Origin of the sequence: Gordonia tangerina (assembly GCF_021556435.1) — a bacterium.
GTDB classification, from domain to species: Bacteria; Actinomycetota; Actinomycetes; order Mycobacteriales; family Mycobacteriaceae; genus Gordonia; species Gordonia tangerina.
The window spans coordinates 55,884-80,329 of record NZ_JAKGCU010000011.1; the positions used below are offsets into that span (position 1 = coordinate 55,884).

At 67.9% G+C, this 24,446-nt stretch carries 22 protein-coding genes; 6 read left to right on the top strand and 16 right to left on the bottom strand.

The window, feature by feature from the left end:
* Positions 1-105: 105 nt before the first annotated feature.
* Together L1892_RS13350 and L1892_RS13355 are read right to left on the bottom strand one after the other, a co-directional pair.
* Positions 106-1,008 carry an SGNH/GDSL hydrolase family protein gene (locus tag L1892_RS13350; RefSeq protein ID WP_235724090.1) on the bottom strand — a complete coding sequence of 301 codons (903 nt, stop codon included), beginning with the start codon at positions 1,006-1,008 and terminating at the stop codon, positions 106-108.
* Positions 1,005-2,504, bottom strand: coding sequence for a PucR family transcriptional regulator (locus tag L1892_RS13355; RefSeq protein WP_235724091.1), 1,500 nt, complete (start codon positions 2,502-2,504; stop codon positions 1,005-1,007). Before L1892_RS13355 ends, L1892_RS13350 begins: the two co-directional genes overlap by 4 nt.
* A gap of 136 nt (positions 2,505-2,640) precedes the next feature.
* Here L1892_RS13355 and gabT point away from each other — a divergent pair, with 136 nt between their 5' ends.
* Genes gabT through L1892_RS13370 form a run of 3 tightly spaced genes read left to right on the top strand, consistent with a single transcriptional unit; the run spans position 2,641 to position 6,082 of the window.
* Positions 2,641-3,993 carry a 4-aminobutyrate--2-oxoglutarate transaminase gene (gene gabT / locus L1892_RS13360; protein WP_235724092.1) on the top strand — a complete coding sequence of 451 codons (1,353 nt, stop codon included), beginning with the start codon at positions 2,641-2,643 and terminating at the stop codon, positions 3,991-3,993.
* A 41-nt stretch (positions 3,994-4,034) separates the two neighbouring features.
* Positions 4,035-5,504 carry an NAD-dependent succinate-semialdehyde dehydrogenase gene (locus L1892_RS13365; protein WP_235724093.1) on the top strand — a complete coding sequence of 490 codons (1,470 nt, stop codon included), beginning with the start codon at positions 4,035-4,037 and terminating at the stop codon, positions 5,502-5,504.
* Between the two features lie 20 nt (positions 5,505-5,524).
* A complete protein-coding gene (locus tag L1892_RS13370; protein ID WP_235724094.1) occupies positions 5,525-6,082 on the top strand; it encodes a YdcF family protein in 558 nt (185 codons plus the stop codon).
* Positions 6,083-6,205: 123 nt separating this feature from the next.
* On the opposite strand, the gene L1892_RS13375 is transcribed toward L1892_RS13370, so the two are convergent.
* The 4 genes from L1892_RS13375 to L1892_RS13390 form a co-directional block, all read right to left on the bottom strand.
* Positions 6,206-7,096, bottom strand: a complete 891-nt coding sequence (locus L1892_RS13375) for a type IV toxin-antitoxin system AbiEi family antitoxin (protein ID WP_235724095.1) — start codon at positions 7,094-7,096, stop codon at positions 6,206-6,208.
* A gap of 244 nt (positions 7,097-7,340) precedes the next feature.
* Positions 7,341-8,504 carry an acyl-CoA dehydrogenase gene (locus L1892_RS13380; RefSeq protein WP_235724096.1) on the bottom strand — a complete coding sequence of 388 codons (1,164 nt, stop codon included), beginning with the start codon at positions 8,502-8,504 and terminating at the stop codon, positions 7,341-7,343.
* Between the two features lie 125 nt (positions 8,505-8,629).
* On the bottom strand, positions 8,630-9,334 hold the full coding sequence (locus L1892_RS13385; protein WP_235724097.1) for a TetR family transcriptional regulator: 705 nt from the start codon (positions 9,332-9,334) through the stop codon (positions 8,630-8,632).
* A gap of 48 nt (positions 9,335-9,382) precedes the next feature.
* Positions 9,383-10,081 (bottom strand): GAF and ANTAR domain-containing protein, encoded by a 699-nt coding sequence (locus L1892_RS13390; protein WP_235724098.1) that lies wholly within the window; start codon positions 10,079-10,081, stop codon positions 9,383-9,385.
* A 509-nt stretch (positions 10,082-10,590) separates the two neighbouring features.
* Between L1892_RS13390 and L1892_RS13395 the strand changes: the two genes are divergently transcribed.
* Positions 10,591-12,621 (top strand): acyl-CoA dehydrogenase family protein, encoded by a 2,031-nt coding sequence (locus L1892_RS13395; protein WP_235724099.1) that lies wholly within the window; start codon positions 10,591-10,593, stop codon positions 12,619-12,621.
* A gap of 113 nt (positions 12,622-12,734) precedes the next feature.
* On the opposite strand, the gene L1892_RS13400 is transcribed toward L1892_RS13395, so the two are convergent.
* From L1892_RS13400 to L1892_RS13445, 10 genes are all read right to left on the bottom strand, one after another.
* Positions 12,735-13,661, bottom strand: a complete 927-nt coding sequence (locus L1892_RS13400) for a type IV toxin-antitoxin system AbiEi family antitoxin domain-containing protein (protein WP_235724100.1) — start codon at positions 13,659-13,661, stop codon at positions 12,735-12,737.
* A 148-nt stretch (positions 13,662-13,809) separates the two neighbouring features.
* Complete coding sequence (gene mce1N / locus L1892_RS13405) at positions 13,810-14,442, bottom strand: transport-regulating membrane protein Mce1N (RefSeq protein ID WP_372475054.1); 633 nt, start codon at positions 14,440-14,442, stop codon at positions 13,810-13,812.
* Positions 14,439-14,864 (bottom strand): hypothetical protein, encoded by a 426-nt coding sequence (locus L1892_RS13410; protein WP_235724101.1) that lies wholly within the window; start codon positions 14,862-14,864, stop codon positions 14,439-14,441. The genes mce1N and L1892_RS13410 overlap by 4 nt, the downstream gene beginning before the upstream one ends.
* Entirely contained in the window at positions 14,851-15,522 is a 672-nt protein-coding gene (locus L1892_RS13415) for a DUF4231 domain-containing protein (protein ID WP_235724102.1), read from the bottom strand. Before L1892_RS13415 ends, L1892_RS13410 begins: the two co-directional genes overlap by 14 nt.
* Positions 15,523-15,582: 60 nt before the next feature.
* Positions 15,583-16,560, bottom strand: coding sequence for a porphobilinogen synthase (hemB, locus tag L1892_RS13420; protein WP_235724103.1), 978 nt, complete (start codon positions 16,558-16,560; stop codon positions 15,583-15,585).
* Positions 16,561-16,590: 30 nt separating this feature from the next.
* Positions 16,591-18,273, bottom strand: coding sequence for a bifunctional uroporphyrinogen-III C-methyltransferase/uroporphyrinogen-III synthase (locus tag L1892_RS13425; protein ID WP_235724104.1), 1,683 nt, complete (start codon positions 18,271-18,273; stop codon positions 16,591-16,593).
* A gap of 46 nt (positions 18,274-18,319) precedes the next feature.
* Positions 18,320-19,270 (bottom strand): hydroxymethylbilane synthase, encoded by a 951-nt coding sequence (hemC, locus tag L1892_RS13430; RefSeq protein ID WP_235724105.1) that lies wholly within the window; start codon positions 19,268-19,270, stop codon positions 18,320-18,322.
* Positions 19,267-20,640 (bottom strand): glutamyl-tRNA reductase, encoded by a 1,374-nt coding sequence (locus tag L1892_RS13435; protein ID WP_235724106.1) that lies wholly within the window; start codon positions 20,638-20,640, stop codon positions 19,267-19,269. The genes hemC and L1892_RS13435 overlap by 4 nt, the downstream gene beginning before the upstream one ends.
* Positions 20,637-21,323 (bottom strand): redox-sensing transcriptional repressor Rex, encoded by a 687-nt coding sequence (locus tag L1892_RS13440; RefSeq protein WP_235724107.1) that lies wholly within the window; start codon positions 21,321-21,323, stop codon positions 20,637-20,639. Before L1892_RS13440 ends, L1892_RS13435 begins: the two co-directional genes overlap by 4 nt.
* Before the next feature lie 108 nt (positions 21,324-21,431).
* Positions 21,432-21,698: a glutaredoxin family protein gene (locus L1892_RS13445; protein ID WP_235724108.1), complete on the bottom strand. Its 267-nt coding sequence runs from the start codon at positions 21,696-21,698 to the stop codon at positions 21,432-21,434.
* 152 nt (positions 21,699-21,850) lie between these two features.
* Here L1892_RS13445 and L1892_RS13450 point away from each other — a divergent pair, with 152 nt between their 5' ends.
* Together L1892_RS13450 and L1892_RS13455 are read left to right on the top strand one after the other, a co-directional pair.
* Positions 21,851-23,053 (top strand): HAD family hydrolase, encoded by a 1,203-nt coding sequence (locus L1892_RS13450; RefSeq protein WP_372475056.1) that lies wholly within the window; start codon positions 21,851-21,853, stop codon positions 23,051-23,053.
* A gap of 10 nt (positions 23,054-23,063) precedes the next feature.
* Positions 23,064-24,446 (top strand): DUF2252 domain-containing protein, encoded by a 1,383-nt coding sequence (locus L1892_RS13455; protein ID WP_235724109.1) that lies wholly within the window; start codon positions 23,064-23,066, stop codon positions 24,444-24,446.

Sequence of the window (24,446 nt, forward strand, 5' to 3'; positions counted from 1 at the left end):
CGCACCCGACCTGTGGACTACCGACGCCGAATACAGCTGCGGCAGCAGGGGTGGCCGCCGACAATTATTGTCGGCCCCACCCCCTGAGACCGCGGCTGCATACGACTACTCCAGCGCCGTAGCCACTGCGTCGGCGATGGCCTGCTGCCCGGCCGCATTCGGGTGGACCGGCGCCGCCCCCGACGCACCGTTGCGCGGTTCGATCCACCGCTGCCCCACCGGCGCGCACGCGTCGTGGCCTTCCGACGCCGGCGCCATGTCGACGAACCGCGCTCCGGTCTGCTCGGCTGCACGCTGTAGAGCGGCGTTCAGAACCGATTGCAGCTCACGCAGATACGTGAGATCGCTGGTCGCGACCGGCATCGCGGGATAGCAGCCGTCGGCGGGCGGCAGGATCCACGGATACCCAACCGCCAGGATCTCGGCGCTCGGCGCTCTGTCGCGTACCGCTTGCAACGCTTCGAGTAGGGCCGGCGCGGTCTGGTTCTCGACGATGTCGACGTACTCGGAGCCTCGGGTGTCCGCGCACGGTGATCCGGACAGATCGCGGGCGGCGAGGTCGGCGCACTCGCGGATCGCGGTGCTGTAGAGGTCGCTGTCGTTGCCGCCGATCATCACGGTAACGATGTCGGCGTCGTCGGTGAGCGCATCCAGTTGCGGTGGCACACCGTCGTATTGGGCCGACTCGAAATCCGCCGTGTCGGCGCCGCTACAGCTGACGTCGGTCAGTCGGTAGCCCGCGTCGGCGGCGAGCACGTGCGCGAAGTTGCGCGAGGATCGCAGGCACATCACCGGGGAGTCGGCGACCAGGGGTTGCACGCCGGCCGCGGCGGAGAAGCTGTCGCCCAGGTTCACCAGGTGTAGTTGGTCGGTGCCCGTTGCGGTGGAGGCGTTCACCGACGGGGACGTCTGGGTTGCACTCGGTGCCGCGGAGTCGTCGATGTCGTCGGCGCAGCCGGCGACGGCCACCGCCACCGCCGCGATCCCTGCGGCCACAGCCTTTCTCATTCGTGCGCTCCCAACAACATCAACAACAGTTCGGCACGGACACGCGCGTCGGCCAGGTCCACATCCAACAGATCCTCGACTCGTTCGACCCGGTGGCGCAACGTGTGCCGGTGCACGCCTTGCGTCGCGGCGGCGACACCCCAGTTGCCGTTGGCTTCCAGGTAGGCCAACAGGGCTGCTCGTAGCTCGGTCCCGTGTTCGGCGTCGTGGTTCAGCACGGGGGCCAGCCGCTGGGCGTGTGCGTCAGCGAGCGCTCGACGCACGGGGTCGACGGTCAGCAGCGACCGGGTGCCGTGCAGATCGGCGAGCTGACCGACGGCCGCGGATCGGCAGGCCAGCCTCGCCTGCCGGACGGCGTCGGCGACGTCGCGCACATCGGTCACTGTGCCCACCCCGCCGCCGACCGGACCGGCGGAGTTGACGACGGCGAACAGGGTGGTCGCGAGCTCGGTGGAATCGTCGCCGCGAAGCAGCACCATCAGTTCCGGTCCGTCGCGATGCACGAAGACCGCATGCCACCGGTCGTCGAGCTCGTCGATCAGCAGGCGCTGCCCGCGGGCGGCCGCGTCGTCGTCTCCGAATCGCAACGCCAGCGCCCGCACCCGTCCCGACGGGTCGGCGGCCCGCGCCAGAATACGTTGTACGCCAACTCGCTCGGTGGGATCGTCGAGCGCCGATGCCAGTGTGTCGGTGTGCAACTCGACAAGGTCGCGGCGTAGCTGGCGTGGTTTCGCGTGCTCGATGGCCAGCAGCGAGATCGCGTGACCGACAAGCATCCGCGCGACGTCGTCGAGGGCGGTGCGTCCCACCGTGCCGAGGTGTCCAAAGGTTCGTCCGCCGGAGCCGACCCGGGACACCGTGATCGTGGCATCATCGGTCACCGTGACCGCCGCCGCCGACGCCGGGTCACGAATCACCAAATCACGCAACCGGTTCAGGTCTGCCGACGACACGGAGCCGGGTGCGTTGGCGACCACGGCCAGGCCGGTGTCGAGCAGCACCACCTTCTGCCCCACCGCGTCGGCGAGTTCCCGGATCACCGCCGTCGACCCACCCGAGGCGGCCGCGCGGGTCATCTTCGGTTGCGCCTTGGTGGCCGCCAACAGCCGCGACGATCGCTGGGCGGCGATCTGATCCAGCACGGCGCGGGTGATCGCGGAGAACGGCACCGGCAGCGGAACCTCGAACAGCGGTAGCCCCAGCTCGTCGGCGACCGACGCCATGCCGGCGGGCACCGCGTCGAACTCGAAACCGACACCCATTCCGACCGCCGCCACGCCGACGGCATCGAGACGCTCGAGGTAGTCGCGCCAGATCGTCGGGTCACCGAGCCGCAGCCCCGTGGTCAACAGCACCTCGTCGCCGGACAACCATTCGCCGGGCTGGGTCAGTTCGCTGGTCATCACGCAGTCGACGTGCCGATCGAGGCCGGCCACCCCGCCGCGCAGCGTGAGACGGAGACGTCGCTGGGCCAGCAGCCAGCGCACCGTCGTCATGCCCACCACCCTACCTGGACACCATGGAGTGCAATGTTCACCGACTTGTACACATTGGCAGGTCACCCCGATCGGGTTGTCGGCGAAGACTGGGGTCGTAAGCAGCGCCTGACACCATCGACGGAATGAGGACGTGATGACCGCCATCCCCTACCGGTTACCGCAGAAGCGGCATCTTGTCACCGAGCTCCCCGGCCCGCGGTCGGTCGCGCTGACGGAGCGTCGGCGCCGCGCGGTCGCGGCCGGACTCGGGTCGGCCACGCCGGTGTTCGCGGTCGACGCCGATGGCGGCATCATCGTCGACGCCGACGGCAACTCACTGATCGACCTGGGATCAGGAATCGCTGTCACCGGAGTCGGAGCCAGCAACCCGGCGGTTGCCGACGCCGTCGCCGCACAGGCGCACCGGCTCACCCACACCTGCTTCATGGTCACCCCCTACGAGGGATATGTGGCCGTCGCCGAAAAGCTCAACGAACTGACCCCCGGCGATCACGAGAAGCGAACGGTGCTGTTCAACTCCGGCGCCGAGGCGGTGGAGAATGCAGTCAAGGTCGCGCGCTTGGCGACCGGGCGCAACGCGGTGGTCGCCTTCGACCACGCCTATCACGGCCGCACCAACCTGACCATGGCGCTCACCGCGAAATCCATTCCTTATAAGCATGATTTCGGCCCGTTCGCGCCTGAGGTGTACCGGATGCCGATGAGCTACCCACTGCGGGACCCGGCGGGGACCGACGGAGTTGCCGCCGCCAACCGCGCCATCAGCATGATCGACACCCAGCTCACCGCCGACAGTGTGGCCGCGGTCATCGTCGAACCCATCCAGGGTGAGGGCGGTTTCATCGTGCCCGCACCGGGTTTCCTGCCGACGCTGGCCGCCTGGTGCCGAATGCACGGCGTGGTGTTCATCGCCGACGAGGTCCAGAGCGGGTTCTGCCGCACCGGTGCGTGGTTCGCCAGCGAAGACGAAGGCGTGGTCCCGGATCTGATCACCACCGCCAAGGGGATCGCCGGCGGGATGCCGTTGTCGGCGGTCACCGGCCGCGCCGACCTGATGGATGCGGTGCACCCCGGTGGGCTCGGCGGCACCTACAGCGGCAATCCGGTCGCGTGCGCCGCCGCGTTGGCCACGATCGAACAGATGTCGACCCTCGATCTGAACGCACGTGCGCGCCACATCGGGGAGATCGCATTCGCGTCGTTGTCGGCAACCACAGAACGTCTCGCCGCCACCGGCCAGGATGTCATCGGCGAGATCCGCGGTCGCGGAGCGATGATCGCCGTCGAATTGGTGAAACCCGGTACCACCGAGCCCAATCCGGAACTGGCCAAGGCGGCTGCGGCGCACGCACTCTCCCGCGGAGTGGTGGTCCTCACCTGCGGCACCTATGGCAACGTGCTAAGGCTGCTGCCTCCGATGGTCATCGACGACGATCTGCTGTGCGAGGGCCTGCAGATCCTCGACGAGGCCCTCACCCCCGCGTGAGTCACATTCTGCACAGAACATATCGAAGGAAGTGAGATCTGATGACTGACACCATCGTTGACAACCCGCGCACCGTGCTGGACAACGTACCGACCGGGCTGTGGATCGATGGCGAATCGGTGCCGGCGTCGTCGGGCGAGACATTCACCGTGTACGACCCGGCCACCGAAGAACCGCTGACCTCAGTGGCCGACGCCGGCGTGGACGATGCGCGCCGCGCCCTCGACAAGGCTGCGGCAGTCGCCGACGACTGGGCCGCCACCCCGGCCCGCGAGCGCGGCGAGATCCTGCGCCGCGCATTCGAACTGCTCACCGACCGGGCCGACGACATCGCCATGCTGATGACGCTGGAACTCGGGCGCGCACTACCCGACAGTCAGGCCGAGACCAAGTACGGTACCGAGTTCCTGCGCTGGTTCGCCGAGGAGGCCGTCCGCATCGGCGGCCGGTTCGCCACCGCGCCCGCGGGCAACGGCCGAATCCTGGTGTCGCGTGCGCCGGTCGGGCCGTCGTTGGCGATCACGCCGTGGAACTTCCCCCTCGCGATGGGCACCCGCAAGATCGGTCCGGCGTTGGCCGCCGGAAACGTCATGCTGGTCAAGCCCGCGCACGAAACCCCGCTGACCATGCTGGCCCTGGCCGCGGTGTTCGCCGAGGCCGGCCTGCCCGCCGGGGTGCTGTCGGTGTTGCCGACCAGCAATGCCGGCGACGTGTCGTCGGCGATCATCACCGATGACCGCATCCGCAAGATCAGCTTCACCGGCTCGACGCCGGTCGGCCGCAACCTGATGGCACAGGCCGCCGAACGGGTACAGCGCACGTCGATGGAACTCGGTGGCAACGCGCCGTTCCTGGTGTTCGACGACGCCGACATCGACGCCGCGGTCGAGGGCGCATATCTGGCGAAGATGCGCAACGGCGGGGAGGCGTGCACCGCGGCCAATCGGTTCCTGGTGCAATCCGGTGTCGCGGAGGAGTTCACGGCGAAGCTCACCGAGAAGATGGCGGCCGTACGGCTCGGCGCCGGATACGACGAGGGTGTCACCCTGGGACCGTTGGTGAGCGCCAAGCAGCGCGACAAGGTCGCCGAGATGGTGGACGGCGCGATCGCCGATGGTGCGCGGGTCCGGTTGGGCGGCAAAGTCCCCGAGGGCAAGGGCTACTTCTACCCGGCGACGGTGCTCGACCGGGTCGATGCGTACGCACCGGTCACGCGCGACGAGATCTTCGGTCCGGTAGCGGTGATCAGCACCTTCGAGTCCGAGGCCGACGCCATCAAGGCCGCCAACTCGACCGAGTACGGACTGGCGTCGTACTTCTACAGCCGCGACCTGGAACGCTGCATGCGGGTGGCCGAAGGGCTCGAATCGGGGATGGTCGGCGTGAACCGCGGCGTCATCTCCGATCCGTCGGCACCGTTCGGCGGGGTCAAGCAATCGGGTATCGGCCGTGAGGGCGGCAGCGAGGGTATCGAGGAGTACCTGTCGGTGAAGTACATCGCATTGACCTGACAAATGGGTACACTCGTGCCATGCGTGTTCGGGTGGCCGCACTAATCATCGCAATTCTCACCACGCTGAGCGTGGCCGTCGCGGCTCCCGCGCGCGCAGACACCGGAAGTCTGGGCGCCGGGAGTGCCGACCTGTTCTCGCCGAGCAGCATCTTCCTGTGGCAGAGTCCGCCGACGCGCTACATCGTGGTGCTCGGCGCCAAGATGGGCACATTCGGCCAGACGCCGGCCATCCTGGAGCAGCGGATGAACGTGGCAGCGAACCTGGCGTTGTCGCATCCGTTCAACCGGATGATCGTGTCCGGCGGCAACACCTGGTGGCTGCCGGTGTCGGAGGCCCAGTTCATGAATGTCGGTCTGCTGCGGCGCGGGGTGCCGGTATGGCAGATGATCAACGAGGCGGCCTCCACCAGCACCGTCGCCAACGCGACGAACACAGTGGCGATGCTCAAACACATGGGCGCCACCGGTGCGCTGATCGTGACCAACGGCTTCCACATGGGACGCGCCCTCAACGACTTCCGCACCGCGGCGCGCAAACAGCATGCACGCCTGGAGTTCCGACCAGCCTACGCCTGATCCCCGCCCCCTTCCCCCGTTCTCCGTTGACTGGGCGCTGTTCCCCGTTGAGTGGGCGCTGTTTCCCGTTGAGTGGGCGCTGTTTTCGATCGAATGTGCACCGCCATACGTTCGCCGGACGTATCAGCAGAAGTAGAAGCCCCGCGCACGGAGTGCATCCCAGACTTCTTCCACCACCGCAAAGGGCTCGGAACGAAGTCGTTTCGCGGTGACCCGGATGACCTTCCATTCCAACCGATCCAGTGCCACGGTCCGCACACCATCGTGCGCGAGCTGCTCCGGCGTCGAGTGATAGGCCTCGCCGTCATACTCGATGGCGATCTTCGCGGCCCCGTACGCGAGGTCACATCTGGCGATCACCTTTCCGGATTCGTCGCGCACCTCCACCTGCAGATCGGGTTTGGGTAGTCCGACGTCATGCATGAAGAGTCGCAACGCACTTTCCCGAGGCGACTCCGCACGCCCATCGATCAGCGGAATCAGCTCCCGCAGCACCCTGACGTATCGGGATCTCTTGTGTTTCACGGCGAAGGCCATCAGTTCGTCCAGGTCAAGGGGAACGACCGCGGCCAGCGCGTCGAGGTCACCGATCGCCTGCATGCGCGATCGCTGACGTCCGAGGTCCAATGCCGTACGAAGCGGTGAGGTGACCTTCCTTCCCTGGATCTCGACGATCTCGGATGGCGGAAGGTCGAGTCGGCGCGTGACCGTCCCCCGCGCGGGGCGACCCGATGCGGATGTCCCGCGGATGAGCTCAATTGTGAAATCGTCGTCGTGCCAGCGGCTGCCATACATGATCAGCGCGGACTCGCCGGCGATCACGGGATCGCCATGAGCCTGGTCTACGACGGTGATGATCCGCTGCTGCGCCGTCATGAGCTGACCGCGATGCAGGTGGTTGTTGCCGCGCAGCACGGTGAACTCCGCCGCGAACTGCTCGGGGGTCAACCCGAGATCGGTGAGCGCATCCTTGCGCGAGATGGTGCGGGGTGTCGCCTGGTGCTCAAATGTCATGCATCTTCGACGCACCAGCCGGCACGGGGGTTCCATCGATATCGCCGAATCTTGAGGTGTGGCCGATGTCGGACCAACGCTCACTCGACCCGGACCAGCGCCCACTCAACGAGAAACGGCCCCCACTCGACGGAAAACGGCGCCCAGTCAACGGGTGGGTTCAAGGCTTCGGCGCCCGCTCAACGAGAAAGGGCGCCCTGTCGACGGGGTCGACGGGGCGCCCTCGCAAGGAGGACGGCGCGGGTCAGCGCAGCAGGGCGCGGCTCATCACGACACGCTGGATCTGGTTGGTGCCCTCGTAGATCTGGGTGATCTTGGCGTCGCGCATCATCCGCTCGACGGGGAAGTCACGGGTGTAACCCGCGCCGCCGAAGAGCTGCACGGCGTCGGTGGTGACCTCCATCGCGACGTCGGAGGCGAAGCACTTCGACGCGGCGGAGATGAACCCGAGGTTGCCCTCGCCGCGCTCGGCGCGCGCAGCCGAGGTGTAGACCATCAGACGGGCGGCCTCCACCTTCATCGCCATGTCGGCGATCATGAACTCGACGCCCTGGAACTTGCTGATCGACTGCCCGAACTGCTTGCGGTCCTTGACGTATTCGATGGCCTTGTCGAGCGCGCCCTGCGCGATGCCGACGGCCTGCGCACCGATGGTGGGCCGGGTGTGGTCGAGAGTCTGCAGCGCGGTCTTGAAGCCGGTGCCCTCATCGCCGACGATGCGGTCGGAGGGGATGGTGCAGTCCTCGAAGTACAGCTCGGCGGTGGGCGAGCCCTTGATGCCGAGCTTCTTCTCCAGCGGACCGACGGTGAAGCCGGGATCGTCCTTGTGGACCATGAACGACGAGATGCCGTTGGCCCCCTTCTCCGGATCGGTGACCGCCATGACGGTGTACCACGATGACTTGCCGCCGTTGGTGATCCAGCACTTCGAGCCGTTGATCACCCAGTTGTTGCCGTCTTTGCGGGCGCGGGTCTTCATCGACCCGGCGTCGGAGCCGGCCTCACGCTCGGACAGCGCGTAGGACGCCATCGCCTCACCCGAAGCGATCGACGGCAGCACCTGCTTCTTGAGCTCGTCGGAGCCGTTGAGGATCAGACCCATGGTGCCGAGCTTGTTGACGGCCGGGATCAGCGACGACGACGCGCACACGCGGGCGACCTCTTCGATGACGATGCACGCGGCGACGGAGTCGGCGCCCTGACCGTCGTAGGCCTCGGGCACGTGGATGGCGTTGAAGCCGGACGCGACGAGGGCATCGAGTGCCTCCTGCGGGAACCGCGAGTTCTCGTCGACATCGGCCGCATGCGGCTCGATCTCTTTCTCGGACAGAGCCCGGATCGCCTCACGCAGTGCGACGTGCTCTTCGGGCAGTTCGAAGACGTTGAAGTCGGGGTTACCGAACGCCATGATCACTCCTTTGTAGCTCGTTGACGTGGCACCGCGTGCCAAGGATTTAGTTTAGTGTAGCTATCCGCGGCACTAAGTGCCAAAGATTGTCGAACGAACGTGGGTCGATGTCGGCCTGGACTCCCTCATTGTCCGCGATCTCGCCGCTGCGCACGCAGTTGTTCGACGACCCGGTGGCCGATCTCCTCCGGCGACATCCCGGCAGGATGCGTGATCACCGACACCGCGTCGGCCCCGGCGTCGACCTCCCGACGGGTGAACGTGCGACGCAGCTGCCGCAGCTCATCGCGCAGATGCTCGAGTGTCGCGTTCTCGTCGCCGCGGATCATCGCTCGCAGCAAGTAGTTGTGTGCACTGGTGATGGCGGCGGCGTAGCCGATGAGCTGTGCCGGCGACTCCTCGGGCAACCGGGCACGCAAGTGGTCCTCGAACAGTCGCTGATAGCGGTAGGTGGTGACCAGTTCGCGGTCGCGCAGCGCCGGAACCCCTTGGACGATGCGCAGGCGCCGGACCGCCATCATCCTGCTGTCACGGAAGTGTAGGAACACCAGTTCGGCTGCGGTGCATACCGACTCGTACGGGTCGGCCTCGGGCCCGTCGGACAGGTGCGCTGCCACGAGTTCGAGCAGGGACTCGTGGTCGGCGAAGATGACGTCTTCCTTGGCGCCGAACTGGCGGAAAAAGGTGCGTCGGGAGATGCCTGCGGCAGCGGCGATCTGCTCGACGGTCGTCGATTCGTAGCCCTGCTCGGCGAACAGGCGGATCGATTCGGCGACCACGTGCACCCGGAAGTCGATCGGGTCGTCGGTGTCGGGTGGTGCGCTCGGCATGGGAGTGATTATGCGCGACTCGCGGGGATGGCCGTCGCGATCGCTCACCTACGACCGGACGGGCTTCTCCGCATCGATGACCTGGCGGGCGACTTCCACCAGCGGGGTGTTGGTGTCCTGCGAGAGCCTGCGCAACAACTCGAACGCGGCCACCGCGTCGATCGAGAACCGTTCCATCAGCATGCCTTTGGCCTGCCCGATGGTGTCACGGCTGGCCAGGGCACTGCGGAAATCGTGCTGCTCGCGCACGGCCCCGAGCGCGAGGGCGGCATGCGTGGCGAAGATCAACCCCACCTCCTCGGACTCTGCGGTGAACGCATCCACCTCGTCGGCGAACACGTTCAGCGCGCCGATCGTCCCCTTGTGGGTGAACAAGTGGAACGACAATCCGGCGCGGACCGGGGTCTGATCGACGACCCGAGAGGAGAACGCAGGCCAGCGCGGGTCACCCGCGATGTCGTTGATCAGCACCATCTGGTGGCTCCACGCCGCCTGCAGGCACGGACCCTCGCCGGTCTCGAGTTGGATGCGGTCCACCTCGGTCATCACCGGACCGGTCGGGGCGATGGTCTCGAAGTTGCGCTTCTTGTCGACCAGCAGCACGCCCGCGTGCCGTGCGCCGGGCACATTCGCGATCGCGGCAGCGGTCACCGACCGCAGCGGCCCGTCGTCGTGGCCTGATGCCTCGGGCATGTCGTGCAGTCGTCGCGCGAGGTCTGCGATCGAGTGGTGAACTTGGTTGTTCATCGTCGTTCCTCTTCTGAGCACCCCCGTCGTCCGCCTCGCCGGCGGCTTGGGACAGGAGGCAACCTGCTACCCACAGCTGACTTCGATGCCGAACCATCATCGGATGGTCGACTGGGCGCCGCTTCCCGTCGATCGGGTACGCGGGACGTCTCAGTTACCGGGCGTGGCGGGAGGAGGTGTGGCGAGGAGGGTGACCTGATGCCAACGGGAGCCGGCTGTCAATCGTCGAGTGACCGCATCGCGCGGGCCGCGGGCAGGTACGCCCGCGTGGTACCGGGCGTGGTCGCGCGGCACCCCTACACTGCAGTGATCCGATCCGAACACAGCTTCCACCTCCTGAACGCCGAGGCTGCCCACCACCCGCCGACGAGCAGCACACGCTGTGCACGTGGTCGAAAATAGCATCGTCACCCACGAGTTGCCGACAATCGGTTGTTGCGAGGGCCGGCCGCAGCGGTGAGCGTCACAAACATGTCAACGGCCCGTCGAAGAGTCCGTAACGTGGAGACATGGCGACATCCACCGAGAGCCCAGCCACCCCATCCGCCGACGACACCGTCCGCGACGACCCGGAATCCGTCGCCCCGCCGACCGACGACCTCTCCGCCGACGAGCGCGCCCTGCTGGTCGACAACCTTCGCTTCGTCCTCGACGGCCCGTGGCGATCCACCCGCGACATGGTCCGCAGCAACTCCGATCGCGCCGACCTGCTACCCGACCCGTCCCGCACGCTCGACGAGGCCCGCGCCCGCATGCTCGAGGAGATGCGCGAGCTGGGCAGCAGCGGCTTCTCGGCCGCCGGGTTCGCCAAGGACCACGGCGGGACCGGCGACGTCGGCGCATCGATCACCGCGATCGAGATGCTCGGTTACGCCGACCTCTCGCTGATGGTGAAAGCCGGCGTGCAGTGGGGACTGTTCGGAGGGGCGGTGGAGAACCTGGGCACCGCGCGCCACCACGACCGCTACGTCGCCGACATCATCAGCCTCGATCTGCTCGGCTGTTTCGCGATGACCGAGACCGGGCACGGGTCCAACGTGCAGGCGCTGGAGACCACCGCCACCTACGACCCCGAGACCCGCGAGTTCATCATCGACTCCCCCACGCCGTCGGCGCGCAAGGATTACATCGGCGGCGCGGCGCAACATGCGACGGTCGCGGCGGTCTTCGCCCAGCTGATCACCGCCGGCCCGGGCGAGGAGCCGTCGAGCCGCGGCGTGCACTGCTTCGTGGTGCCGATCCGCGATGCCGACGGCAACGACCTGCCCGGCGTCACCACCAGCGACTGCGGCTACAAGGGCGGGCTCGCCGGCGTCGACAACGGCCGCATCATGTTCGACCAGGTACGGGTGCCCGCCGACAACCTGCTCAACAAGTACGCCGACGTGGAGGCCGACGGCACCTACACCTCGCCGATCGACAACCCGAACCGACGCTTCTTCACGATGCTCGGCACCCTCATCCGCGGTCGGGTGAGCGTCGCGGCGACCGCCGGTGCCGCGGGCCGCAAGGCGCTTGCGCTGGCCACTCGATATGGGTTGATCCGCAAGCAGTTCGAGGCCCCCGACGCCGAGAACGAGATCATCGTCATGGATTACCTGGGTCATCAGCGGAAGTTGTTGCCGCTCATCGCGAAGTCGTACGCGGTGGCCTTTGCGCAGAACGAGCTCACCGAGGAGTTGCATGAGGTGCAGTCGGCTCCCGACGACTCTGACGCCGGTCGACAGCGTGAACTGGAGAGCGCCGCAGCAGGATTGAAGGCCTACGCCACCTGGCACGCGTCGAACGCTATCAACGTGAGTCGTGAGGCATGTGGCGGCGCAGGCTATCTGGACGAGAACCAGCTCTCGATCATGCGCGGCGACATCGACGTGTTCACCACCTTCGAGGGCGACAACACGGTGCTCACCCAACTCGTCGCCAAGGAACTGCTGTCGGCCTACGCCGACGATGTGCAGGGATTGTCGGCCGGCGGCTGGGTGAAGTTCATCGCCAGCATGGCCCGCGATGTGGTGGTGGAGAAGACGGCGGTGCGGCAGGTGGTGCAGACACTGCTGGAGAGTTCCGACGAGGACACCGAGAAGTCGAACCTCACCAACCGCGGTACCCAGCTCCGGTTGTTCCGCAACCGCGAGGACCATCTGGTGCGGACCTGCGCGCAGCGGCTGCGGCGCGCCACCGACGAGGACAACGACCCGTTCGAGGTGTTCAACAACGCTCAGGATCATCTGTTGAAGGTGGGACGGGCGCGCACCGAACGGCTGGTGCTCGAAGCGTTCGTGCAGGGCATCGAGGACTGTGATTCGCGGTCGGCGGCCGAACTCCTCGGCAAGGTGTGCGATCTGTTCGTCTACTCCGCTCTCGAGGACGACATCTCGTGGTTCCTGATGCACCGTCACGTGTCAGTGGAGCGGGCCAAGGCCATCCGACGTGGCGTCAACGAGCTGTGCATGGAGCTTCGCCCGCATGCGCGCACCCTCGTCGACGCCTTCGGCATCCCCGAAGAGTTGCTGGCCGCGCCCATGCTGCGCAACGGCTGACGCCCGGGGCCGGCTCGCGATCGGGCCCAACCACACGGAGAACTGACATCCACGGTGGTTACAACCTGTGTGGATGCCAGTTCCCCATGTGGTTGCGATCGGGGGCCCCGACGTCACGCGGCGATGCCGAGGCGGTCGAGCCACTCGCGCACCATCGGGACGACGCGGTTGCGGCGCAGATCCTCCCAGACCCACCGGATGACCATGACGCCGAGGCGGCGCAACGCGTCCTCGCGTTCCTTCTCCCGGCGCATGGCGTCGAAAGCCGTCTCGCCGTCGGCGAGGTACCGCTGGTATTTGGCCATGCCGTCGAACTCGGCCGCCAGCTTGCCCAACCAGTCGTAGTCGGTGCGGGCGACGAAGACACCCTTGTCGTCGTAGAACTCGTGCTGCAGCCGCGGGGTCGGCAACCCGCCGCAGATCAGCTGCGCTCTCCCCCACGATTCGCCCGCGTTCTCCGCACCCGGATCGGCGTGGGCGAGCGCTCGCCGCGCCTGTCCGACACCACGTTTGTGTCCCTCGAGATATTCGGCGATGACGGCCGCGTCTGCGCCGTTGCGTAGCGCAGAGTCGAATGCGGCCAGTGCCTGGGCGAAGCCAACACTGCAGGCTATGTCGACCACGGTGCGCTCCAGCGATGTCACACGAATCCCGTCGACGACGACGGTGTCGGCATCGTCGAGGGCGCCCGAGTGCAGGTGGCGACGCTTTTCCAGCCGTGCGCCGGTGGCATACCCGGTACTGAGATGCACGCGGTCGAGTTGCGGGGTGAGCAGGGACAGTCCGTGTAGCACACCGGCGGACTGATGGCTCAGCGCGAAGCCGCTGTCCGGACTCGAGGTGACCGCGGCGATCGCCGTGAGGCGGTGCAGTTCCTCCGGTGTGCGGGTTTCGCCCGTGTTGAGCACATATGCACCGGACCAGATGCGGGTCATCGTCGCGTCGTCGACACGACGATTCAGTTGCTTGTCGGTGTATCCCTCGTCGAGGGCGGCTCGACGGTAGACGATGCCGTGGTGGTCGGGAGTTGGTTGTGTCATGTCCATTGGACGCGCGAAGGCCCGGATCGGCTCCATCGACTTCCCAACCACATGGAGAACTGTCATTCACGGGGGTTACAACCTGTGTGGATGTCAGTTCCCCATGTGGTTGCGATACGGGTGCGCGGGCCAGACCAGGGCCCAGGGATCAGGTGTCGCGGCGGAGGTGCGCGGCGAGGTGGGCTTCGGTGAGTTCGGTGCGGAATCGGTCGACGTCACGGGCCCAGGCTTGCCGGACGGTGCCGTCGGCGAGACGCACGCCGACACCTTTGCGGCGCCGCGGCACGGCGGGGAGTTCGCCGAGCGCGCGGGCGCTCTCCCAGTCCTGGTGCTCGGGACCGTTGTTGGCCGGGAAGACGGTGGCGATGTCGGTGAGCGGCACCACCTGCGTGCCCTGCCGCAACGTCGCCTCAGTCAGGCGGACGCTGACGTGCGTGCGCGCGGCGTGCACCTGCACCACCGAGAAGCCGATCAGGATCACCGCGAAAATCCCCAACACCAACCAGTGCACCTGCCCGGGACCGGAGATCTCCATCGCGAGGACCGCGCCGATCAGCACCGGGCCGATCGCCGTCACCCACCAGCTGCCGCCCGGTTCGTAGAAGAGCACCTCGCCCTCGTCGACCGGCTCGTCGGCGGATGGATCGTCGGATGAACCCGAACTGGGGCTCGTGTCGTCGGGGGCGTCCACGTCGTCCCGGTAAGACGTCTCGGCCTCGGGGATCTCGGGCTCGGACGTCTCGGGCTCGGGGGTCTCGCGCGAGTCGTCGGCGTCGGTCACGAGCGGGTCGGGTTCGACGGAGTATCCGGGTCGTCGGTCGCGTACCAGGTCTCCGACTCCGGGCGGAACGCCAACAGCGATCCGAACAGGCCGACGACCGCGGCCAGCAGGGAGAACGCGAGTATCGGGATGCCGAAGCTCAGGAAGAGCAGCATCACGACGACGACGAGGGTGAGTGCGGCCAGCGACGACCGCCACCGCGCGTCACCGAGAAATGCCTTGCTGCCCAGCATGATGAAGGCCACCCCGACGGCAGCGACGATGACCCCGATTCCGACGGGCAGCAACGTGGGGCCCGACATCACGACCCCGATGACCACGTAGAGCACGCCGAGGGCCACCAATAGACCACCACTGATGGTCCAACACCGGTAGGCCCAGGAGACCTGCTTGGGTCGCAGTGCGGGGTCAGGACTCGCCACGGGATCTGTTTCCTTCGTTCGGATGTGGGCGGTCCGGATGGGAGTCGCCGACGTTGTGCTGTCCGCCACCATACGTCCACGACGACGGTCCCGGCCGATATCTCTGACCACCGTTGGATGGCGGGCCCGGCGGCATCGGCGGCGGTGTGGGCCGGCGACGGTGCTCGGACATGTCACGGCAGTACTGCTCACTCTCGCGACGCAGCAGCAACACCGACGCACCGATCGCTGCGACACCGCTGAGCACCATCGGGACCATCACCCACACCGGGTCGATGTCCCCGAAGATCATGAACACCAGATTGACCGCGAGGAACACCCCCGCCGCGGCGATGATGATGCGGGCCCAGTTGTAGCCGTTGCGCGTCAGCCACACCAGCCCCGCCGACACCACCGTCAGCGCCAGTCCGAACAACGCCAGCACGACGATGAGGGTCGCCGACGAGTTGAGCACGTCGAGTTCTTCGCGCGGGGTGTCGGCCGGAAGAGTATTGACCTGCCGGTCCCAGGCATCCCGCAGCGTCGGGTACTGGCCGATGAAGGCGATGATCTGACCGAGGATCACCACCACCCAGAGTTCGGCGGCGATGGCGACGGAATCGGGCCGTGCGGGTCGGGCTCCCGAGTCCGTCGGCGCCGGTTGATGTGGAGCGGTCATGGTTCCCAGGGTAGTGAATCGGACGCATCGGCCATCCACCCGCTGATGCGCGACAGGCCCTCAGCGCAGGCGGGCGGCGACCTCGGTGGCGAAGTAGCTGAGGATGATCGACGCCCCGGCCCGCTTGATCGACACGAGGGACTCCATCGCGGCGGCGTCGCGGTCGATCCAGCCGCGTTCGGCGGCGGCGGTGATCATCGAGTACTCGCCGCTGATCTGGTAGGCCGCCACCGGGACGTCGGCGATTTCGGCGGCGTCGCGGACGATGTCGAGGTAACTCATGGCGGGCTTCACCATCACGAGGTCGGCGCCCTCGTCGATGTCGAGGCGGATCTCGCGCACGGATTCGATCCGGTTGGCGGCATCCTGCTGATAGGTGCGCCGGTCTCCCTGCAGCGACGAGCCGACCGCCTCGCGGAACGGCCCGTAGAACGCCGACGCGTATTTCGCTGCGTAGGCGAGGATGCCGGTGTCGGTGAAGCCCGCGGCGTCGAGGCCGGCGCGGATGGCGGCGACCTGGCCGTCCATCATCCCGCTCGGCCCCAGCAGGTGCGCACCGGCGCGGGCCTGGGCCAGCGACATCGACACATAGCGGTCGAGGGTGGCGTCGTTGTCGACGCGGCCACGGGCGTCGACGACGCCGCAGTGCCCGTGGTCGGTGAACTCGTCGAGGCAGGTGTCGGCCATGAGCACCGTCGCATCGCCGAGGTCGTCGGACAGCGTGCGCAGCGCCCGGTTGAGCACGCCCTCGTCATCGTCGGCACAGGTGCCCACCGCGTCCTTGTCGTCGGGTGCGGGCACGCCGAACAGCATCAGTCCGCCGACGCCGGCGCGGACGGCCTCCTCGGCGGCCTTGCGCAGCGAATCGGACGTGTGCTGGACGACGCCGGGCATCGACGAGATCTCCCGCGGCGCCTCAATGCCGTCGGCGACGAACATCGGCAGGACCAAGTCCTGCGGCCCGAGGGTGGTCTCGGCGACGAGCCGGCGCAGCGCGGGCGTGGATCGCAGCCGACGGGGACGGATCACCGGTGCCATGTGGTACTCCTTCGCGTGCCGGGCCTGACCTCAGGACCGCGACCGGCGCGACTTCTTGCGCGGCGGCGGCAGGGCACCCTCGGCGCGCAACCGGGCGGCGTGCTCGGCAAGCGTGTCGACCAGTTCGTGCACCGACGCGTTCTCCGGCTGCACGTCGACCCGCAGACCGAATTCGGTCGCCGTCTCGGCCGTCTTGGGACCGATGCACGCAACGATGGTGCGTGCGTGCGGCTTTCCGGCGATGCCGACCAGGTTGCGAACCGTGGAACTCGAGGTGAAGCACACGGCGTCGAAACCACCGGTCTTGATCATCTCGCGGGTTTCGGCGGGCGGCGGAGCGGCGCGCACCGTGCGATACGCGGTCACGTCGTCGATCTCCCAACCGCGTTCCCGCAGCCCCTCGGACAGCGTTTCGGTGGCGATGTCGGCGCGCGGCAACAGGATTCGGTTGACCGGGTCGAACACGTCGTCGTACGGCGGGAAGTCGTCGAGCAGCCCCAGCGAGCTCTGCTCACCGGACGGCACCAGCTCCGGCTGAATACCGAAGGTGCGCACCTTCTCTGCGGTGGCCTCACCGACGCAGGCGATCTTCACACCGGAGAACGCGCGGGCGTCCAGACCGAACTCGGCGAACTTCTCCCACACGGCGCGCACGGCGTTGGTGGAGGTGAACACCACCCACTGGTAGCGTCCGTCGACCAAACCCTTGACGGCCCTTTCCATCTGGGCCGGACTCCGCGGCGGTTCGACGGCGATGGTCGGCACCTCCTTGGGGATGGCGCCGTGGCTGCGCAGCCGCTCGCTCATGTCGCCGGCCTGGTCCTTGGTCCGCGGCACCAGCACGGTCCAGCCGTACAGCGCCCGCGACTCCCACCAGGAGAGCTTGCCGCGCTGACCGACGACCTTGCCGACGGTCAGGATCAGCGGACCCACCAGCGCATTGCCCTGCTCGTTGAGGGTGGCCAGCGTTGCCTCGATGGTGCGCTGCGCGCAGGTGGTGCCGTTGACGGTGATCGCGACCGGCGTCTGCGGGGCCATGCCGTGCTCGGTGAGCGCGCTGGCGGTCTCCGCGAGGTGACCGGCGGTGGCGTGCAGCACCAGCGGGCCCGGCGCGGCGGCCAGCGCTGCCCAGTCGACGCCCTCGGCGCGCACGTCGGCCTCGCTGTGGGTGGAACCCAGCGGCATGCCTGCGTAACTGGGCACCACCGCAGCGGCCGGCAGGCCGGGCAGCACCTCGAACTGCACCGAGGTGCGTGCGACGGCGTTGACCTCGGCGAGCACCGAATCGGTGGTCAGCGGGTCACCAGAGACGACGCGGACGACGTCCTCGCCGGCCTTGGCGGCGGCGACGAGCGTCTTGGCGACCTCGGCGGGATCGCCGAGCGCGGGGTGCACCACCGAATCCTCGGCCGCCTCGGCGTCGTCACCGGCAGGCGTGGTGTCGTCGGCTTTCGCGTTCTCGTCGGCGGCCGACCCGTTTTTGGTCGGCGCGGTCTTCTTGGCGCCCCGACCCGACCGCGGTTGTTCTGCTGCCTCGTCACGATGGGCCGCGCCGAGCATCTCGACCACACCGGAAGGCACGTCAGGGTCGATGTAAGCGGTGGTCGCCTTCTCGATGGCGTTGCGGGCACGCACGGTCAGCAGATCGGGATCTCCCGGACCCGATCCGACGAACAGGATCCGTCCCGGATTGACCTTTTTCGTACGGCTCATGAGTTCGCACTCTCCTGCCCCTGGTTCGGAGCTGCAGTTCCTTCTGCTACCGGAGATGCGATACGAGCTCGCCCGCTCCCAACTCCAGCAGTTCGGCGGCGAGATCCTTGCCGAGTTGTTCCGCGCGTCCGACCGGTCCCACCACCGAAGCCCGGATCACATCTGATCCGTCCTCCGCCGCCACTGCGGCACGCAGTGACAGTTCGGCGAAGATCCGCCCGTCGTCGTCGATCGACTCGACCACCTCGGCGATCGCCCCGATCGGTGCGGTGCACCCGGCCTCCAGGGCCGCGAGCACTGCCCGCTCGGCATCGATCGCCGCACGTGTGGACGCGTCGTCCAACTCGGCGAGTATTCTCACCAGTTCGGCATCGTCGGAGCGGCACTCCACCGCCAAGGCACCCTGTGCCGGTGCCGGTAGCAGGACCACCGGGTCCAGCGACTCGGTGACCTCGTCGGCTCTGCCGATCCTTACCAGACCGGCCCGGGCGACCACGACTGCGTCGAGTTCACCGCTGGCGACTTTGCCCAACCGAGAATCAAGGTTGCCTCGTAGGGGGCGGATTTCCAAACCGAGACCCAATGCTCTAAGCTGTGCCGCCCGGCGCGGCGCCGAGGTGCCCACCGTGGACCCCGGCGGCAGCTCGCCGAGCACCATCCCACCCCGGCTGACCAGGGCATCTCGGGGATCTTCGCGGGGCGGGATCGCCGGGATGACGAGCCCAGGTTCGGGGGCGGTCGGCAGATCCTTGTAGGAGTGGATCGCGACGTCGACCTCGCGGTTTTGCAGCGCAACGCGGATGGCGGTGGTGAACACCCCCACCCCGATCTCGGCGACCGGGGCCTGCGATGCGTCACCGGCGGTCTTGATGATGACCAGTTCGGCCGGGTGGCCGGCCGCGATCAGGGCGTCGGCGACGGTCTGAGCCTGAGTTCGGGCCAGCAGTGAACCCCGCGTGCCGATGCGGATCACGTTCTGGCCGGTCGGCGCGCTCACTTGTCTCCGCGGTCGCGGTCGACGAGTCCGGTGTCGGGTGTGACCAGCCCACCGACCTCGGGGGCCGACACCGACTCGGTGGCGCCCGGCGCGAGTTCGAACAGTTCCCGCAGCGCCTCGGCGTAGTGGTCGCCGTTGGGGGTGGAGGCGAGTTGTTTGACCCGCACGGTCGGCGCGTGCAGCAGCTTGTCGACGACGCGGCGCACCGTCTTGGCGACCTCGTCGCGTTGCGGATCGTCGAGCTCGGGCAGCCGCGCATCGAGGCGCAGGATCTCGGCTTCCACGACCTCGGCGGCACGCTGCCGCAGCGCGGCCACGGTGGGCGTGACCTCGGCCTGACGCTGATGGGTGAGGTAGTCGGCGAGTTCGGCGGCGACGATCGAGCGCGCCGCGGACGTGTCGTTCTCCGCGGCCTGGGTCTCGGAGTCACCACGCAGGCCCTCGATGTCCACCACGTGCACGCGCGGCAGTCGGCCGGCGGCCGGGTCGACGTTGCGGGGCAGACCGAGGTCGCAGATGACCAGCGGCCGGTGGTCGCTGCGGGCGGCCAGCGCCGAATGCACCTCACCGACCCCCACGACCGAGCCGACCGAGCCGGTACAGGTCACCACGACGTCGGCGGTGGCCATCGCGGCGGGTAGATCGTCGAGGCCGACACCGCGCACCGAGATGCCGTGGTTGGCGGCGACGTTGCCGGCGAGATGTTCGGCGTTGGCCACGGTGCGGTTGACCACGACCAGGTCGTTCACGCCTTCGCGGGCGAGTTGCGCGGTGGCCAGGCCACCCATCGCACCGGCGCCGACGACGACCGCCGAGCGCATGTGAGCGCCTTCGCGGGTCAGCAGCGACTGGGCCCGGTGCAGGGCAACCGACACCACCGATGCACCGGCGCGGTCGATGCCGGTCTCGGTGTGCACACGTTTGCCGACTCGCAGCGCCTGCTGGGCGAGCTCGTGCAGCACCCGGCCGGCGGACTTGTTCGAGTCGGCGTCGAGGTAGGCGTTGCGGATCTGGCCGAGGATCTGTTGTTCGCCGACGACCAGCGAGTCGAGGCCCGCGGCGACGGTGAACAGATGCTCGACGGCGGCCTCGGAGTACCGCACGTAGGCGTGGCGGGTCATCTCGTTGACGGTCATCCCCGAGTGGTCACCGAGGACCGCGCCCACCGATTCGAGCGCCGGGTGGAAGGCGTCGACGACCGCGTAGATCTCCACCCGGTTGCAGGTGGAGACCAGCATCGCTTCCGATATGGCCCGTGACGACAACAATTCGTCGACGAGTTTGGGCCGATCATGGTCGGAGACCGTCAGCCGCTCGAGCACCTCGACCGGTGCGCTGCGGTGCGAGACCCCGAACAACAAAACACTCACGCCGTCACCGTTTCCTCACCCATGACTGGTCGGCGGACACGCGAACGCGTCGCGTTGAAAGCCAACACCTGTAGCTCCAAGGCTAGATCAACCTGTCTGACGACGACATCGGAGTCCGTGTTCAGTGTCGTCGGCGTAACGTTCAACAGCTGACGCACACCCGCTCCGACGAACGCGTCGCAGGCCGTCTGCGCGTCGGCGTCGGCGGTCGCGATGACCCCGATCTCGATCGGCTCCCCGCCGTGACCTGCACAGACCTCGGCGATCGTGGACAGTGCGGCCACCTGCGGGCCGTCCGGTGTCACCACGGTGCCCACCACGTCGGGGTCGGCGTCGAACATCGCCGCGACGCGAAACCCTCGTCCGAACCCGGCGTGGGCCAACAGGGCGCGGCCCAACCATCCGGCACCGGCGAGCGCGACGGTGTGGGTGCTGTCGGTGTGCAGGACCATCGAGATCCGCGCGGTGAGGCGTCCGACGTCGTAGCCGACGCCGCGCACCCCGTTGGCGCCCACATGGGACAGGTCTTTGCGCAGAATGGCGGGGTTCACGCCGGCGGCGGTGGCCAGTTGCCCGCTGGAGGCCACCAGGACGCCGCGTTGACCGAACGAGTGCAGCACGTGCAGATAGGTTGCGAGCCGGGTCACCGTCGGTTCGGGGATCTCGGTCGCACTGCCGCTCACGCTGTGGTCACCCTCTTCCGGCCCGCCCTGCCTGGCTGTGAACCCCTATACCTGAGGTCAGGGTATACCGCGCGATAACGTGTTCTTACCCGGCCCCACCCCTGCCGTTCACCTGCCGGCCGCGCGGCGGGTCGCGAGGTCGGCCCGCAACCGGGGTTCGTCCACCTCCCAGTAGCTGTGCTCCTCGCCGTCGAGCAGCACCACCGGCAGCCGGTCACCGAACTCGGCACGCAAGGCCGCATCGCCGTCGGCGGCCAATCGGTCGACGTCCAGCTCGTCGAATTCGAGTCCGAGATCTGCACAGATACGCGTCAATTCGGTGTGAGCCGTGCGGCACAACGAGCACCCGTCCCGGGTCAGCAGGGTCAACGCCACGACATCCTCCTCGGGTCGTCTGCACCATCGCCGCGCTCCGCAGGCGGCCGGTCTCGCACACCAGTGTGTCACCCCTCGCAATCGGTCCCGACTACGCTTGTGCGTGGCTACTGTGGGTTGTCCGATCGACATGAGCGGAGTGGAGGTGAGCCGTGGCCGAGGTCCCGGGCTCCGGTGCGGATGATCCGACCGAGCCGGCCCACGACGAGGCCGAGGAGTCGACCGACCACTCCCCCGACGACGTCGTCATCGACGGTGCGGACGTGGTCGACGCAGACGACGTGATCGACCCAGACGACGTGATCGACGGGGAGGACTGGGAAGCCCACGCCGACGCGATGGATCCCCATGGGGCGCACCGCGACGATTCCGGCGACGACGGCGACGACGATCCCGACGAGGAAGAGCAGTCGCGGGTCGCCACCTGGATCGCCGAACGTGCCCGCGCCACCAGCGGCCGCTTCCGTCAGACCGCGCACGAGCTGCGTCAGTCGCTGGCCGGTGAGGCAAGTGCGAAGGCGGCGGTCGACTCGCTGCGCGCACGTCCGTCCGACGACATCGAGCCGACCGACACCCCGCGTGATCTGACCGCCGCGGCGTTCTTCGACGTGGACAACACGCTGGTGCAGGGCGCGTCGATCATCCACTTCGCGCGCGGTCTGGCCGCCCACAAGTACTTCACCTACGGCGACATCTTCGACTTCGCCTGGACGCAGGCGAAGTTCCAGATCACCGGCAAGGAGAACGCCGACGACGTGGCGCAGGGCCGGGAGAAGGCTCTGTCGTTCATCGCCGGGCGGCGAACCTCAGAGCTCGTCGAACTCGGCGAGGACATCTACGACGATTACATCGCCGAGAAGATCTGGCCCGGCACCCGCGCCCTCGCGCAGCGCCACCTCGACGCGGGTCAGCAGGTGTGGTTGGTGACCGCCACCCCCGTGGAACTCGCGCAGACCATCGCCGAACGACTCGGTCTGACCGGAGCGTTGGGCACAGTGGCCGAGAGTGTCGACGGAGTGTTCACCGGCCGGTTGGTCGGCGACATCCTGCACGGCCCCGGCAAGGCGCATGCGGTGCGGGCCCTGGCCATCCGGGAGGGCCTGAATCTCAAGCGCTGCACCGCGTATTCGGATTCGCACAACGATGTGCCGATGCTGTCGCTGGTCGGCACGGCGGTCGCGATAAACCCCGACGCCGACCTGCGCGATGTGGCCAAGGTTCGCGGCTGGGAGATCTACGACTTCCGTACCGCGCGCAAGGCGGCCAAGTACGGCGCCACCACGGCGTTGGTGCTCGGTGCCGCCGGCGCCGGCGCGGCGACGGCGACCAGGATGATCCGGCAGCATCGCGGTTGAGCCGAGCGCCATGACCGACAAGCGAAGCCGCATCGACCTACGTACCCGGGTGGACCACGACGAGCGCCGCGCCGAGGGCCGCGCGCTGCGGGCCGACGTCCCCATCGACGCCCACGATCACGCCGCGGTGTCGGCCACCCGACCTACCGTCCTCGACTTCATCGCGCACTCCAACGCGAACCGTCTCGAGCATTTGATCGGATTGCGCGTCGGGCGGATGATCGCCTCGCCGTTCACCTTCTTCCGCGGCTCGGCCGGCTTGATGGCCGCCGACCTCGCGGGTTCACCGGCCACCGGTCTGACCGCGCAGCTGTGCGGGGACGCACATGCCGCGAACTTCGGTCTCTACGGCACCCCCGACGGCCAGATCGTGATGGACATCAACGATTTCGACGAGACCATCGAGGGTCCGTGGGAATGGGATCTGAAACGTGTGGCGACCAGCCTGGTGCTCGCCGGACGCGAGGGCGGCGTTGCCGAGTCCGGCTGTGTCGACGCCGCCGAGGACTCGGTGAAGTCGTACCGCCGCACCATGCGCGGGCTGGCGGAGGTGGGATTCCTGCGGTCCTGGAACGCGCTGCCCGACGAATCGGCACTGGAGCGGGTGAAGGCCGACGAGTTGCTCGACGACTTCGCGAAGGCGGCGAAGAAAGCGCGACGCAACACCAGCGCGAAGGTCGCCGCGAAGTGGACCGAGCATCTCGACGACCACGAAACCGGCATTCGCAGCAGACGTTTCGTCTCCGACCCACCGATCCTGACCGCAGTCGACCCAGCCGTGTCCGACGCCGTCGTCGACGGCCTCGAACGGTACGCCGACACGCTGCGCGAGTCGCGTCGCACGCTCATGGCGCGGTATTCCGTCGCCGACGTCGCGTTCCGTATCGTCGGCACCGGAAGCGTGGGTCTGCGCAACTATGTGGCGCTGCTGCTGGGCAACCACGACGAGGTCCTGGTGCTGCAACTCAAGCAGGCCCAGCCCTCGGCGTTGGCCCCGTTTCTACCGGCGGCGACGCCCCGGCACGAAGGCAAGCGGATCGTCCGCGGCGCCCGCCTGGTCCAATCCGAAACCGATATCCTGCTGGGCTGGACCACCATCGACGACCGGCCCTACATCGTGCGACAGTTCCGAAATCTCAAGGGCGACATCGACCCCACTGGGTTGGAACGCGACCACCTCGACGATTACGGCCGCCTGGCCGGAGCCCTGCTGGCCCGCGCGCACGCGCGGTCGCTGGACCCGCGACTGCTCGCCGGCTACTTCGAGGACGACTCCGATCTCGACGAGGTGATCGGCCGGTACGCGGTGCGCTACGCCGACCGCACCGAGGCGGACCATGAGACGCTGGTCGAGGCGGTCCGGGCCGGGCGGGTGCCCGCTGACGAGGGCTGA

Excerpts from the sequence above, each read along its gene's own strand:
- L1892_RS13380 (WP_235724096.1), bottom strand. The coding sequence starts at position 8,504 with ATGGCGTTCGGTAACCCCGACTTCAACGTCTTCGAACTGCCCGAAGAG.
- L1892_RS13395 (WP_235724099.1), top strand. The coding sequence starts at position 10,591 with ATGGCGACATCCACCGAGAGCCCAGCCACCCCATCCGCCGACGACACC.
- L1892_RS13415 (WP_235724102.1), bottom strand. The coding sequence starts at position 15,522 with ATGACCGCTCCACATCAACCGGCGCCGACGGACTCGGGAGCCCGACCC.
- L1892_RS13390 (WP_235724098.1), bottom strand. The coding sequence starts at position 10,081 with ATGAACAACCAAGTTCACCACTCGATCGCAGACCTCGCGCGACGACTG.
- L1892_RS13455 (WP_235724109.1), top strand. The coding sequence starts at position 23,064 with ATGACCGACAAGCGAAGCCGCATCGACCTACGTACCCGGGTGGACCAC.
- L1892_RS13375 (WP_235724095.1), bottom strand. The coding sequence starts at position 7,096 with ATGACATTTGAGCACCAGGCGACACCCCGCACCATCTCGCGCAAGGAT.
- L1892_RS13355 (WP_235724091.1), bottom strand. The coding sequence starts at position 2,504 with ATGACGACGGTGCGCTGGCTGCTGGCCCAGCGACGTCTCCGTCTCACG.
- L1892_RS13350 (WP_235724090.1), bottom strand. The coding sequence starts at position 1,008 with ATGAGAAAGGCTGTGGCCGCAGGGATCGCGGCGGTGGCGGTGGCCGTC.
- L1892_RS13425 (WP_235724104.1), bottom strand. The coding sequence starts at position 18,273 with ATGAGCCGTACGAAAAAGGTCAATCCGGGACGGATCCTGTTCGTCGGA.
- L1892_RS13370 (WP_235724094.1), top strand. The coding sequence starts at position 5,525 with ATGCGTGTTCGGGTGGCCGCACTAATCATCGCAATTCTCACCACGCTG.
- L1892_RS13400 (WP_235724100.1), bottom strand. The coding sequence starts at position 13,661 with ATGACACAACCAACTCCCGACCACCACGGCATCGTCTACCGTCGAGCC.
- L1892_RS13365 (WP_235724093.1), top strand. The coding sequence starts at position 4,035 with ATGACTGACACCATCGTTGACAACCCGCGCACCGTGCTGGACAACGTA.
- hemB (WP_235724103.1), bottom strand. The coding sequence starts at position 16,560 with ATGGCACCGGTGATCCGTCCCCGTCGGCTGCGATCCACGCCCGCGCTG.
- gabT (WP_235724092.1), top strand. The coding sequence starts at position 2,641 with ATGACCGCCATCCCCTACCGGTTACCGCAGAAGCGGCATCTTGTCACC.
- L1892_RS13385 (WP_235724097.1), bottom strand. The coding sequence starts at position 9,334 with ATGCCGAGCGCACCACCCGACACCGACGACCCGATCGACTTCCGGGTG.